We start from the raw sequence: 13,631 nt of genomic DNA, 5'->3' as shown, positions 1-13,631 counted from the left end.
ATCAACTCGCACATTGCTGTAATCGAGAGGTGGTATAGCACCGCGGATATTTGCGTGTACTTACGCCGCGCGCGCCCGGCTTAGTGAAAATCGCGGCTGCGGGTACTGAGCTCGCCCAGCAAATCACTGCGGTCTTCCAGCCGATGCGCCACCACATGCCGGACCCCTTCGGCATATTGCACCACGCCATACACCGCCAGCAGCCGGGCCGTCAGCATCACCTTGCGCTGTAATTCGCCCAGCTTGGGCCAGATGATGACGTTGACGTTGCCGGTTTCATCTTCCAGCGTCACAAACACCACGCCTTTGGCGGTACCGGGCCGTTGCCGCACGGTGACTATGCCCGCCGGGCGCGCCGGGCGGCCGTTTTCCAGCGCGTTGATTTCGGCCGCCGACATCAAGCGGTCTTTGCGTAAGCGCTGCCGCAACAAGGCCAGCGGATGCGCGCGTAAAGACAGATGCTGGCTTTGATAATCGGCCACCACTTCCTCGCCCAGGGTCGATGCGGGTAGCGCCGGCGTGTGCGCTTCGCCTTCCTGATAGCCCAGATCCTGGGTGGCATCCAGCCCGCTGACATGCCACCACACTTGTCGCCGCGTGCCCGCCAGCGATTCCATCGCGCCGCCTTCGGTCAACGCGCGCAACATGCGTTGGTCCAGCCGCACCAGGCGCTGCAGATGCGCCACCGATTCAAAGCCATTTCGCGGCCGCGCGTTCACCAGTTCGTGCACCGGTAAGGCGCTGACGCCATCCAGCTGGCGCAATCCCAGCCGCACCGCAGGCTGCTCCACCGTGCCATCGCGCGCAATTTCGAGCGTGCTGTCCCAGTGACTGTGTTGCACATCGGCTGGCCGCACTTCAATGCCATGGCGGCGTGCGTCCTGGATCAGTTGCGAGGCGCTGTAAAAGCCCATAGGCAGCGAGTTGAGCATGCCGCACAAAAACGCGGCCGGTTCAAAACACTTGAGCCAGGCCGACACGTACACCAGCGAGGCAAAGCTGGCGGCGTGCGACTCAGGAAAGCCGTATTCCGAGAAGCCTTCGATCTGCTTATAGATGCGATTGGCAAATTCCTCGGTATAACCGCGCTCCAGCATGCCGTCGAACAGCTTCTGTTTGTACAGGGCCAGCTTGCCCGAGCGCTTCCACGCGGCCATGGCGCGACGCAGATCATCGGCCTCCCCGGGGCTGAACCCGGCGGCGACCTCGGCCAGCTTCATGACCTGTTCCTGGAAAATCGGAATCCCCAAGGTGCGGCGCAAAACCTGGTCGACCGCCGGCGTGTGTTCTTCCAGCGGTTCCTGGCCCTGCCGCCGCTTTAGATAGGGGTGCACCATGCCGCCCTGGATGGGCCCCGGCCGCACGATAGCCACCTCGATCACCAGATCATAAAAAGTGCGCGGCTTCATGCGCGGCAGCATCGACATCTGCGCGCGCGATTCAATCTGGAACACGCCGATGGTATCGGCCTGGCAGATCATGTCGTACACGCGCGGATCTTCTTTGGGCAGGCTGGCCAGCGTCCACATCTTGCCGCGCCAGCCATGCACCAGATCAAAGGTGCGGCGGATGGCCGACAGCATGCCCAACGCCAGCACATCAACCTTGAGCAGTTTCATCGCATCCAGATCGTCTTTGTCCCACTGGATAATGGTGCGGTCGACCATGGCGGCGTTTTCGATCGGCACCAGTCGGCACAGCGGCCCGCGCGAGATTACAAAGCCGCCGACATGCTGTGACAGATGGCGGGGAAAGCCCAGCAATTGCTCGACCAGCGACAGCAGCAATTTAACGGTGCGGCCATCCGGGTCCAGCCCGGCTTCGACCAGGCGCAGTGGCAATTCGGCGCGCTTGTCCCACCAAGACAAGGTGCGCGAGAGCCGGTCCAGTTGATCCTCGGCCAGACCCAAAGCACGGCCGACATCACGCACCGCCGACTTGGGCCGATAGGTAATCACGGTGGCGGCCAGCGCGGCGCGGTCGCGCGTGTATTTTTGATAGAGATACTGGATAACGATTTCGCGCCGGTCATGCTCGAAATCAACGTCAATATCCGGCGGCTCTCCGCGTTCGCGCGAGATAAACCGCTCAAACAACAATTCGGAGCGCGCCGGATCCACCGAGGTAATCCCCAAAGCAAAACACACAGCCGAATTGGCGGCCGACCCCCGCCCCTGACACAGAATGTTCTGGCTGCGCGCAAACGTCACCACATCCCATACCGTCAGAAAATACGGCTCGTACGCCAGATCGATAATCAGGGTGAGTTCGTGCTCAACCTGCTCGCGCACCTTGAGGGGAATGCCGTCGCGGTAATAAGTCTTGAGGCCGCGGTTGACCAGTTCGCGCAGCCACTCCCCCGGCGTTTTACCCTCAGGCACCAGTTCGGCCGGATATTCATAGCGCAGCGTGTCCAGATCCAGCGTGCAGCGCTCCGCCACGCGCACGGTTTCGGCCAGCATTTCAGGCGGATACAGGCTGGCGAGGCGCGGACGGCTGCGTAAATGGCGCTCACCATTGCCATGCAACTCCAGCCCACACTCGGCCACCGGTTTGTTCAGGCGGATGCTGGTCATCACATCTTGTAATGCCCGCCGGGAGCGCGCGTGCATATGTACGTCGCCCGCTGCCAGCGCGGGCAAGCCGCTGACTTGCGCCAGCCATTGCAATTGCGCCAGGCGCTGGGCATCGCCCGCGCCATGCAGCAACTCCACCGCCAGCCAGGCCCGATCAGCAAATTGCGCGCGCAGCCAGTCGGCATCGTGCAATTCGGGTTGCGGCGGCGGCAACCAGATCGCCAGTAAATGGCTGGCAAATTCGGCCACGTCATCACGCGTCAGGCGGTACTCACCTTTCTCGGCATTGCGCCGGCCGCGACTGATCAGCTCGCACAAATCGCCATAGGCATTACGTTCTGGCGCCAGCAACAGCAAGCGCAGGCCATCGACCAGGGCAAACTCCGCCCCCACGATCAATTTAAAATGCGCCGCCTTGGCCGCCACGTGCGCCCGCACAATGCCCGCCAGCGAACATTCATCAGTCACCGCCAGCGCGTGATAGCCCAACTCCTGCGCGCGTCGCACCAGTTCTTCGGCATGCGATGCGCCACGCTGAAAAGAAAAACTGCTCAGGCAATGCAGTTCGGCGTAGTCAGGCGCCTCAAGTTGTAAGCCGGTGGCATCCATCATGCGAATAATCCATGTAGCCACCACGTCTGGGAGGCGCGATCCTGGAACACCCAGTAATGCCGGCCCGATACCCCGCGCGCCACGTAATAATCGCGCGCCACGCTTTCACCATCCCACCAGCCGGTTTCGATGCGCTCGGGCCGGGCTTCACATTGCAAGGCTTCGCCATGCCAGAGTTGTTCATTGCGCCAGCTCAACGCGTGCGGCTGCGGCAATAACCAGCCCGGACGCGGGCCGGTCGGGCGGTCGGGCGGCGCGCCGGGCTTGCTGCCCGCGCCCGGTTCGCACCTGCTCCAGGCCCGTTCGGGGCGATGATCGGCCACGCAACGCACGCCTTGTACCGCGTCATCACCCATGCGCGCGCGTAGGCGCGCCAGCAATAACTGAAAATTGGCGTCGCCCGCTTCATGGCCGAACAAACCCAAAGGCATGCCATGCAAAGCATGCAATTGCTCGGCGATCAGCGTGATCCCGGGCGCGGCCGCGGCCAGCTCGTAACGCTCGACCTTCTCTTGCAAGACCAGCATGAATTCGGCAGCCCGGCGGCCGGGGCGGCCAAAGCGCACTTGTAATTCAGTGGGCGGAATATCTTCGTGGCGCAGCCGAAACGTGACTTGCTGCACGCCCAGGCCACGTCCGCTCAAGAACAGCTCCAGCTCATCGAATAACCATTTCGCCACGTGGATAAACACCGGCACGGTTTCTACCGGGTAATCCAGATCAATGCTGTGTTCAAAACGATCCGGCGCAACAAAGCTCTCGCGCGGATCGGCAAGAATGCCCATCGCTCTATCCAGCAATTGCGGTAGCTGCGGGCCAAAGCGCTTGGCCAGGCCTTTGCGCGGCAGGCCGTAGACCTGGCCCAGATTCTTGAGCCCCAGTTGGGCCAGTCCATCCAGCGTAGCGGCGGGAACCGGCAAAATGTCCAGCGGCAGCCCGGCCAGCGCAAACGCCAGTTGCGACGGATCCGCCACCGGCTTTTTTAGCCCACAGGCGGCGCGCCAACTGGCCGCCAGCGGCGTCGGCGCACACGCGATATACGCCGGAATGCCTTGCGCGGCGAGACCCTCGGCGACTTTGTGCTGCAGCGTGGTCAAGCCACCGAAATAACGCAGGCAACCGCCGATTTCCAGCAGCAAGCCGTGCTCGCCGTCGATCACCACCGTTGGGGTAAATTGCAGCGCCCAGCTGGCCAGCAGCGTCAGCCGTTGTGCCTCGGCGGCGGGCTGGCGCGCTTGCACATCCAGCTCGTTGACCAGAGCCAGCGCCGCCGACAATTTCATGCCCGCCTTCAGCCCGAGCGAGGCCGCCAGTGCGTCGACCAGCATCGCGCGCTGGCCTTTGCCATGCGATTCGACCACCAGCCGTGGCCGCGCCGGCCCGCTGTCTGCCTCAGCGACGCGGCGCGGACAGACGAGCAGTGGCAGCGTCGGGATGGCGATGGCCAGCCAGAGCATGGTGTACCTCGGCACGATTAATAAACAAAGGCTCCGTCAGCGGCAGGCCACGGCGTTTGCGCACATGCACGCACCAACCTTGCTGCGCGGCTTCGACTTCGATGCGCAACGGCAAGGGCGAGCTGGTATCGCGCTGCGGCGATCGCAACAAAAAACCCAGACCACCGCCCGCCTTGGCCGCCAGTTGCAAGCGGCGGCAAGAGCGGTCATCCAGCACCCCCGCCACCCAGCCCAGCACCGCGCCACAGGCCGGTTCGCGCAGCGCCTGCTCCATCGCCCACAGCGTGTCGCCCGCACTGGCCGGACGGACCCAGACCAGCCGCGCCAGATCAATACCGGCTTGTTGCCAGGCGGGTGCGTACGGCACACACGGCGGCGCCACCAGTACCAGCTCGCGTTGGCGCGCGATGTCTTGCAAGGCTGGCCACAACAGGCTGAGTTCGCCACTGGCGGCGCCTTTGGCTACCAGGACTTCAGCCATGCTGGCGGGCTGCCAGCCGCCATCGGGCAAAGCCTGATCCAGCGTCGCGTAGCCAGTCTTGATCACATCAAAGCGATGTTGCATGCGCCCATCGCCGCGCCAGATGGCCGGATGGCGCAACACATCGGCCAGTTCGGGGGCTGCCATGGGATGCCTGCGGAAAATTCTGAACAAGCGCCATCATATAGAACGAATGTTCTACATGGCAAAGCCGCACGATAAACGTGTGGCTTAGGAATATTCTGAAAAACCCTTCACGGCAGGGCCATGCTGGCTTTAGCGTGGTGATGAACTGACAGGTTTGTTAGAATCCGGCAGCTTGATTTCCCAGTCGCCCACCCCGGAACACATATCATGAGCTTGCGACGCGTCGCCCTCGCACTGATCCCCTTTGCTTTTGCCGCTGCGCAAGTCTTTGCTGGCGATGTCGAAGACATCCAGCAGCTGCTCAAGGCCAAACAGTACCCCGCCGTCCTCGAACGCGCCGATGCGTATCTGGCCAAAAATCCGAAAGACGCCCAGGTGATGTTTACCCGCGCACTGGCCCTGGTCGAACTGGGCCGGGTGGACGACGCGATCAAGGCGTTCAACGCGCTCTCGACTGAATATCCGCAACTGCCCGAGCCCTATAACAATCTGGCCGTGTTGTATGCCCAGCAAAACCAGCTGGACAAAGCGCGCACCGCGCTGATGATGGCCATCCAGACCAACCCGTCCTACGCCATCGCCCACGAAAACCTTGGCGATCTGTATGCGCGCCTGGCTTCGCAGGCTTATGACAAAGCACTGCAACTGGAAAGCAACAACCAGGTCGTGCAGACCAAGCTGACGCTGGTGCGCGAACTGTTCAGCAACAACCCGGCGATGGTGCCCAAGGGCGGCAGCAAAGTGGCGAGCGCCAAGGCACAGCCTGCTGCGACCCTGCCACCCAAAGCAGTCGCAGCGCCCACCCTGGCGCCCACGCCGCGTGTGACGCCAACCACACGGCCGAGCGCCGTCCCGGCTACGCCGGCACCGACGGTTGTGGCCGCAGCCCGGCCGAGCCCGACCCCTGCGCCGACCCCGGTGGCCACCCCGGCCCCGACCCCCGCGCCGACGCCCGCACCGGTCAAACCGGCACCTGCGTTTGAGCTGGAACAGGCTGAAGTGGCGAATGCAGTGGATGTCTGGGCCCATGCCTGGGCCAGCCGTGATGTCACTGGCTATCTGGCGGCTTATGCGCGCAACTTCAAAACGCCCAAGGGCGAGAAGTTTGCCGATTGGGCACGCGAACGGCGCGATCGCATCACTGGCCCCAAATCGATCGACGTCAAAGTGAATGATCTGAAGATTGAGTTCACTGAGAACGGCACAGCTAAGGTAAAATTCCGCCAGAGTTACAAGTCTGACCGGTTGAGCTCGACGACCGGCAAGACCTTGATCCTGGAAAAGACCGGCAACCGCTGGTTAATCGTCGAAGAGCGGACCTGAGTTTTTACCTGAATGACGCGTACCCTTCACTGGGGGAAACTGGCTGTGAGTCTGCTGGCGTTGCTGTTATTGGCACCGTCAGCACAACCACGTATGTCGGTTACTCCCTTGTACCAACTACACCCTCTGCTTGATCCGGTCGGTAAAGCCACCGATGGATCACCCGAGCGCATGATCGTCGCCGCCATCGACGCCATCCGCGCGGGGCGCATGAGCGACGCGCGCGCCACCGTCGACGCGCTGCTGACCAAAGAACCCAACTATCGCCTGGCCTGGTTGCTATCGGCTGATCTTTACGCCATGCGCAGCATTCCACTCGACAATATCGGTGGCGGCGTGGCGCATGCCCCACCAGACCGGCTGGATGATCTGCGGCGCGAAGCATTGGCGCGACTGAAACGTCAGGACAACCCGCCGCCCGCCACACAAGTGCCGGCCGAAGTGCTGGCGTTCTCCAGAAACCAGAAATACGCCATCGTGGTCGACGCCGCGGCGTCACGGCTGTTCCTGTTTGAGAACAACAACGGCGTACCGCGTTATGTTTCGGACAGCTACGTCACCGTCGGCAAGCTGGGCACCGAAAAGCTACGCGAAGGCGATCAGCGCACACCGCTCGGTGTCTACTTTGTCTACAACCACATGACCCGGCCGCAACTGGACAAGACCTTTGGCGCGCAAGCGGATCTGTATGGCGTCGGCGCCTGGCCTATTTCGTATCCCAACGAAATGGACCGGCGTGAAGGCCGCACTGGCCATGGCATCTGGTTGCACGGCAGCCCGTCCGATACCTATGCCCGGCCGCCGCAAGCGTCCAATGGCTGTGTGGTGCTGACCAACCCGGATATGCTGCAACTGGCCGACCATCTGCAAATCGGCGCCACGCCGGTGGTGATCGTGCCGCAAATGCACTGGTTGTCGCCGCAGCAATGGCAACAGCGCCGCCAGCAAATGCAAGCGCTGGTGGAGAACTGGCGCAATGCCTGGCAAAAGCTGGACACGCAAGCCTATCTCAACCAGTACAGCCACGATTTCACCAGCGACAGCGGCCAGAATTTAACGCGTTGGGCACAGCAGAAATCGTCGGTCAATGTCAGCAAGCAATGGGCCAAAGTGGACTTGAGCGATATGAGCCTGTTTGTCGGCGGCAAAGATGACACGCTGGTGGCCACGTTCGATCAGGACTATCGCAGCAACAATCTGGAAAACCGGATGCGCAAGCGGCTGTACTGGCGCAACGACGGCGGCAATTACAAGATTGTGTGGGAAGGCGCAGCCAGCAACGGCTAAGCTGTTTGCAGGCTTTTGACTCGCATAAATACAAATGGCCCGCATCATGATTGCGGGCCATTTCTCATTCTCTATCGCGATGGTGCTTACAGTGTCAGACCACCGGTGACTTCAATCGCCGCACCGCTGATATAGCTGGCTTCATCGCTGGCCAGAAAGGCGTACACATTGGCGATTTCTTCCGGCTGCGCCATCCGCCGCAAGGGCACCCGTTCTTCCATGCCCTGAATAACCTTGTCCGGCATATCCTTCAGGATAGGGGTGGCAACAAAACCGGGGCAAACGGCATTGGCGCGTATGCCCTTCTTGCCCAGTTCACGCGCCCAGGTCTTGACCATGCCTATCACCCCGAATTTGGCGGCGGCGTAATTGGTCTGGCCAAAATTGCCGTACAAACCCACCACCGACGAAGCATTCAGAATCACGCCAGACTGCTGCTCGATCATGATGTCGACCACGGCACGCGTACAGTTGTAAACGCCCTTCAAATTGATATCGATCACGCGATCAAACTGGTCTTCCGTCATCTTGCTTAATTGGGCGTCAGCGACGATGCCAGCGTTATTGACCAGAATATCGACTCGGCCAAACTGCTGCTGCGTGCCTGCCACCATGGCGGCAATCTGCGCCTTGTTGGTGACGTCGACTTCAAAGCCCAAGGCATCTCCGCCCTGCGCGATCAGCTCGGACACCACCGCATCGACCCCGGCGCGATTGACGTCGCAAACCACCACGCGTGCGCCCTCGGCCACAAATTTGCGTGCGGTTGCATGGCCAATGCCACTGGCGGCGCCGGTAATGATGGCGACCTTGTTCTTGAGTTTCATAGGGATAAGACTCCTGACGCGGGAAACGCCAGCCGCCCAGGTGGCGACTGGCTGCGTGGCTGCGTCAATGCAGCGCAATGCTGGTGTTCAGCATAGCGTGCATTGTGCGTCGCAACAACGCGGCGTCAGGGTTAGACAGGCTGGAGCGGCACGCCTGGATCAGGCGGCGTCGGCGCCCGGCTGGTTATACTGTTCGACCAGCGTACGACAGTCCACCACGCGCAAGTCATTGTCGCGGGCAAATGCCATGATGAATTCGAACACGCGCGGATCGAGCTTTTCGAGCTGTTTGTCCACCGCCACGCAGCGCACATTGTCCAGAAACATGGGGCGGACATAAGGTGCGTAAGACAGTTTCTGATCGAAACCAAACGTGGAAAGAATGCCGGACAAACGCTCTGCCCAATCGCTCGGCCGGAACTGACGGCCGTCGCTGGTGATCCCCTGGATTACGATTTCATACGGATTACAGATCATGGGAGTCGGGAGCAGTAGTGGTACACGTTTAAAACGCGATTATAGCCGAGCACGTGCTGCAGCGCATGAATTTGTCGCAAAACAAAGTACTCAACGCGCAATTGTGGCATACCCCTGGTCGGCAAGGATCCGCACCGCCCATGCCTCAAACTTGAACAAAATCAACGTTCGGGCTTGCCAGCTGTCGGCTCGGCAACCAATAATGGTCCCTTTTTCACCTCCGTTGCTGCGACTGCCGTAGCAAAGCGTGCCCTATGCGACACTTCCTGCAGTTTTCTGACTTCACCCTCGAAGAATACGAGCACCTGTTCAAGCGTGCTGCCATTCTCAAGCAGCGCCACCGTTCGGGTGAACTGTACCAACCCCTGGTCGGCAAAGTGCTGGCCATGATCTTTGAAAAATCGTCCACCCGTACTCGCGTTTCTTTTGAAGCCGGCATGTCGCAACTGGGCGGCCATGCCATGTTCATGCATTCCAAAGATACGCAACTGGGCCGCGGCGAGCCGATCGAAGACGTCGCACAAGTCATCAGCCGCATGACCAATATCGTCATGGTGCGCACCTACGAACAAAGCATCATTGAACGCTTTGCCGAAAACAGCCTGGTGCCGGTTATCAACGGCCTGACCAACGAATACCACCCCTGCCAGATCATGGCCGACATCTTTACCTGGGTGGAACGCAACGGCCCCATCCAGGGCAAGACCGTGGCATGGATCGGCGACTCCAACAATGTGTCACGCACCTGGCTGCAGGCGGCCAAAGTGTTTGATTTCAAGCTGAATCTGGCTTGTCCGCGTGGTTATGAAATGACCGTACTCGATGGCCAGACCTATGGTTCGCGCCACTTCGAGCAATTCTACGATCCGTTCCAGGCCGCGCGTGACGCTGATATCGTCACCACCGACGTGAGCGTATCGATGGGCTACGAGCGCGAAACGCTGCAACGCAAGCGCGACTTCCTCAACTATCGCGTGTCCGAAAAAACCATGCTGCAAGCCAAGGCCGATGCGCTGTTCATGCATTGCCTGCCGGCGCATCGTGGTGAAGAAGTGGACCCCGAAGTCATCGACGGTCCGCAATCGGTGGTCTGGGAAGAAGCCGAAAACCGCATGCACACACAAAAAGCAGTGCTGGAATATCTGCTGCTGGGCAAGGTGGACAACTAAGGTGTTAGGCATTACCGACCCACTGACTTATGTTGCTGGCGCCGTGGCGATCATCTTGTTGCCCGGCCCCAACTCCCTGTTTGCCTTGTCAGTGGCGGCGCGGCGCGGTGTTAAAGCCGGATTTGCCGCTGCAGCCGGGATATTCACCGGTGATCTGATCCTGATGCTCGCTGCCTCGCTGGGCGTGGCATCATTAATGCGTGCTTACCCCGTGGCGTTTGATGTTGTGCGCTACGCGGGTGCTGCATATCTGGCCTGGCTGGGCGTCAAGCTCTTGCTGGCCAGAGGCAACAAGCCTGCTGAAACGTCGTCTCAACCCGACGTGCCGGCAGGTCATATTTATCGCCAGGCGGTGTCGATTTCTGTGGTGAATGTAAAAGCCATCCTGTTTTTTATGGCGTTTTTTCCGCAGTTTGTCGATCCATCGTATTCGCACATCTGGCTGACCTTCGGTGCCCTTGGCATCACTGTGCAAATCCTGAGCATGTCGTACCTCAGTTTTCTGATTCTGGCCGGCGCCAACATCGCCCGAAAATTATCGGGCCGCGCGTGGATCGCCACGCTGTTGCGCAAGCTGACCGGTGTGTTATTCATCAGCTTTGGTGCCCGCCTGGCATTAAGTCGATGATGTTGTCTGCCGTTCAGTCGCGTTAAAATGCCCGGTCGTGATCCGGTTTATCAAATCGACACAACCTTGCCTCATCGGGGATACCCATGTCTGACGTAAAGAAAGTGGTGCTGGCTTATTCCGGCGGTCTTGATACCTCGGTCATTCTTAAATGGCTGCAAGACACCTACCAATGTGAAGTGGTGACGTTTACCGCCGACCTCGGTCAGGGCGAAGAGCTGGAACCCGCACGACAAAAAGCCATTCAATTTGGCATCAAACCCGAACACATCTTTATCGACGACCTGCGTGAAGAGTTCACGCGCGATTTCGTCTTCCCGATGTTCCGCGCCAACGCGCTGTACGAAGGCGAATATCTGCTGGGCACGTCGATTGCCCGCCCGCTGATCGCCAAACGTCAGATCGAAATCGCCAACGCCACCGACGCTGATGCCGTCAGCCATGGCGCCACGGGCAAGGGCAACGATCAGGTGCGTTTTGAAATGGGCTATTACGCGCTCAAGCCAGGCGTCAAAGTCATCGCCCCGTGGCGCGAATGGGATCTGCTCAGCCGTGAAAAACTGCTGGCCTATGCCGAAGCCAACAAGATTCCGGTGGATATGAAGCACAAGAACGGTGGCGCGCCCTACTCCATGGACGCCAACCTGCTGCATATCTCGTTTGAAGGTCGCCATCTGGAAGACCCGAAAGCCGAAGCCGAAGAAAGCATGTGGCGCTGGACCGTCAGCCCCGAAGCCGCACCGGATGCCGCCGAATACGTCGATCTTGAATTTGCCAAGGGCGATGTCGTGGCCATCAACGGCGTGGCGCTGAGCCCGGCGCAAGTGCTGACCAAGCTCAACGAGCTGGGTGGCAAACACGGCATCGGCCGGCTGGACCTGGTGGAAAACCGCTACGTCGGCATGAAGAGCCGTGGCTGCTACGAAACCCCGGGCGGCACCATCCTGCTGAAGGCGCACCGTGGCATCGAATCGATTACGCTCGACCGCGAAGTAGCGCATCTTAAGGACGATCTGATGCCGCGTTACGCCAGCCTCGTGTACAACGGCTACTGGTGGAGCCCGGAGCGCAAGGCGCTGCAAGTGCTGATCGACCACACGCAAGAGCGCGTTAACGGTTGGGTCCGCGTCAAGCTGTACAAGGGTTCGGTTTCGGTGGTTTCGCGTGATTCCAAAGACACGCTGTTCGACCAGACCATCGCCACGTTTGACGACGATGGCGGCGCCTACAACCAGGCGGATGCGGGTGGCTTTATCAAGCTGAACGCACTGCGTATGCGTATCGCGGCGCGTAAGGGCCGCTAAGCCAGGTCTCCTGCGCTTTCTGATATTTGAGTAATCCGCGCAAGCGGGCCCGCCAGGGCAAGGTGACTGACCTTGCCCTGGCGTCACATCAAGACGATCGTGCCATGAATATTGTTGATGAATTTCTGCACATGCCCGAAGACACCTTCGATACCTTGTCGGTGTCGATTCTGGTTACCGGGCTGATTATTTATATGGGCTTTATCATTTACCGCATGGCCAAGGATTCCAAAGCCGGCAAATTTGGCACGATCATTCTGTTTTTCGTACTGGGCTTTGGCATGTTGGGTTTTATCATCAAGACCATCCTGACCGAAGTACTACAAAAATAACCTGTCGAGATCTCTCTCATGAGCCAGCAATTCGATCAAGTTTCGGTACTGAAGCAAGCTAACGTTTATTTCGACGGCAAATGCGTATCGCACACCGTCATCCTGCAAGATCGCACCCGCAAAAGCGTGGGCGTGATTCTGCCGTCGGCGCTGGTATTCAATACCGGCGCCCCGGAAATCATGGAAATCGTTGCCGGCAAATGTTCGGTCAAGCTCAAAGGCGAAACCGAAGCGCGCGTGTATGGCGCGGGCGAATCATTTAACGTGCCGGGCGATTCCAGCTTTGATATCGAAACCCTGGAAACACTGCATTACGTCTGCCATTTCGGCTGATCTGCAGCAGCGCCGTATCATGACAACCGCTGGTTCGCCCAGCGGTTGTTTGCTTTAATCCAGCGATCAGTGATCGTTGTTTTTAATCTTCAAGGAGCCCGTTATGCCTTCGTTTGACATCGTGTCGGAAGTCAATGACGTCGAAGTGCGCAATGCGCTGGAACAAACCAATAAAGAAGTCGGCAATCGCTTTGACTTTAAAGGCTCGGATGCGCGGGTTGAGCATGCCGAAAAAGTACTGACGCTGTTTGCCGATAATGATTTTCAGCTGGAACAGGTCAAAGAAGTGTTGACCGGCAAATTGTCCAAGCGCGGCGTGGATATTCGTTGCCTGGATGAAGGCAATATTGAAAAAGTAAGCGGCAACAAGGTCAAGCAAGCGATTACGGTGCGCACCGGCATTAATGGTGACGAAGCCAAAAAGATTGTGCGCCTGATCAAGGATTCCAAAATGAAGGTGCAGGCCGCCATCCAGGGCGATGAAGTGCGCGTGACCGGCGCCAAGCGCGATACCTTGCAAGAAGCCATCGCGCTGATCCGTAAATCGGTCACCGATTACCCGGTACAATTCCAGAATTTTCGCGATTAAAGCGTGGACTGCGGCTGCCGTCAGTAAGCCGCAGCGCATTATTTTGACTTAAAACAGCGTTTTCCAGAGCGATTGATGCAGATCAATAT

12 protein-coding genes and 1 pseudogene are annotated in these 13,631 nt (G+C 59.4%); 8 read left to right on the top strand and 5 right to left on the bottom strand.

Annotated elements, in window-relative coordinates; all coding sequences use genetic code 11:
- Positions 1-80: 80 nt before the first annotated feature.
- Genes ACYQ1A_RS05765 through imuA form a run of 3 tightly spaced genes read right to left on the bottom strand, consistent with a single transcriptional unit; the run spans position 81 to position 5,273 of the window.
- Positions 81-3,188, bottom strand: coding sequence for an error-prone DNA polymerase (locus ACYQ1A_RS05765; protein ID WP_499360936.1), 3,108 nt, complete (start codon positions 3,186-3,188; stop codon positions 81-83).
- A complete protein-coding gene (locus tag ACYQ1A_RS05760) occupies positions 3,185-4,645 on the bottom strand; it encodes a Y-family DNA polymerase (protein ID WP_499360934.1) in 1,461 nt (486 codons plus the stop codon). Before ACYQ1A_RS05760 ends, ACYQ1A_RS05765 begins: the two co-directional genes overlap by 4 nt.
- Positions 4,581-5,273, bottom strand: a complete 693-nt coding sequence (imuA, locus tag ACYQ1A_RS05755; protein ID WP_499360932.1) for a translesion DNA synthesis-associated protein ImuA — start codon at positions 5,271-5,273, stop codon at positions 4,581-4,583. The genes ACYQ1A_RS05760 and imuA overlap by 65 nt, the downstream gene beginning before the upstream one ends.
- A gap of 207 nt (positions 5,274-5,480) precedes the next feature.
- Between imuA and ACYQ1A_RS05750 the strand changes: the two genes are divergently transcribed.
- Positions 5,481-6,596 (top strand): L,D-transpeptidase Cds6 family protein, encoded by a 1,116-nt coding sequence (locus ACYQ1A_RS05750; protein WP_499360930.1) that lies wholly within the window; start codon positions 5,481-5,483, stop codon positions 6,594-6,596.
- Positions 6,597-6,608: 12 nt separating this feature from the next.
- The gene (locus ACYQ1A_RS05745) at positions 6,609-7,883 is read left to right on the top strand and encodes a L,D-transpeptidase family protein (protein ID WP_499360929.1); all 1,275 of its coding nucleotides are present in this window, start codon (positions 6,609-6,611) and stop codon (positions 7,881-7,883) included.
- An 86-nt stretch (positions 7,884-7,969) separates the two neighbouring features.
- On the opposite strand, the gene fabG is transcribed toward ACYQ1A_RS05745, so the two are convergent.
- A complete protein-coding gene (gene fabG, locus ACYQ1A_RS05740; protein WP_062221894.1) occupies positions 7,970-8,710 on the bottom strand; it encodes a 3-oxoacyl-ACP reductase FabG in 741 nt (246 codons plus the stop codon).
- A 174-nt stretch (positions 8,711-8,884) separates the two neighbouring features.
- Positions 8,885-9,187, bottom strand: a pseudogene (locus ACYQ1A_RS05735) (DUF3579 domain-containing protein); the annotation flags it as partial.
- 254 nt (positions 9,188-9,441) lie between these two features.
- Between ACYQ1A_RS05735 and argF the strand changes: the two are divergent.
- From argF to ACYQ1A_RS05705, 6 genes are all read left to right on the top strand, one after another.
- Positions 9,442-10,356, top strand: a complete 915-nt coding sequence (argF, locus tag ACYQ1A_RS05730; RefSeq protein WP_499360927.1) for an ornithine carbamoyltransferase — start codon at positions 9,442-9,444, stop codon at positions 10,354-10,356.
- Position 10,357: 1 nt separating this feature from the next.
- Positions 10,358-10,984: a leucine efflux protein LeuE gene (leuE, locus tag ACYQ1A_RS05725; RefSeq protein ID WP_053936587.1), complete on the top strand. Its 627-nt coding sequence runs from the start codon at positions 10,358-10,360 to the stop codon at positions 10,982-10,984.
- Positions 10,985-11,070: 86 nt separating this feature from the next.
- Positions 11,071-12,288 carry an argininosuccinate synthase gene (locus tag ACYQ1A_RS05720; RefSeq protein ID WP_499360926.1) on the top strand — a complete coding sequence of 406 codons (1,218 nt, stop codon included), beginning with the start codon at positions 11,071-11,073 and terminating at the stop codon, positions 12,286-12,288.
- Between the two features lie 104 nt (positions 12,289-12,392).
- Complete coding sequence (locus ACYQ1A_RS05715; protein ID WP_499360925.1) at positions 12,393-12,620, top strand: DUF2788 domain-containing protein; 228 nt, start codon at positions 12,393-12,395, stop codon at positions 12,618-12,620.
- An 18-nt stretch (positions 12,621-12,638) separates the two neighbouring features.
- Entirely contained in the window at positions 12,639-12,953 is a 315-nt protein-coding gene (gene ppnP, locus ACYQ1A_RS05710; RefSeq protein WP_499360923.1) for a pyrimidine/purine nucleoside phosphorylase, read from the top strand.
- 103 nt (positions 12,954-13,056) lie between these two features.
- Positions 13,057-13,542: a YajQ family cyclic di-GMP-binding protein gene (locus ACYQ1A_RS05705; RefSeq protein WP_053936584.1), complete on the top strand. Its 486-nt coding sequence runs from the start codon at positions 13,057-13,059 to the stop codon at positions 13,540-13,542.
- The last annotated feature ends 89 nt before the right edge of the window (positions 13,543-13,631 follow it).

The organism is Silvimonas sp. JCM 19000, from assembly GCF_054652575.1.
The sequence above is the reverse complement of the archived record's forward strand: the minus strand, read 5'-3'. Positions and strand labels throughout refer to the sequence as shown.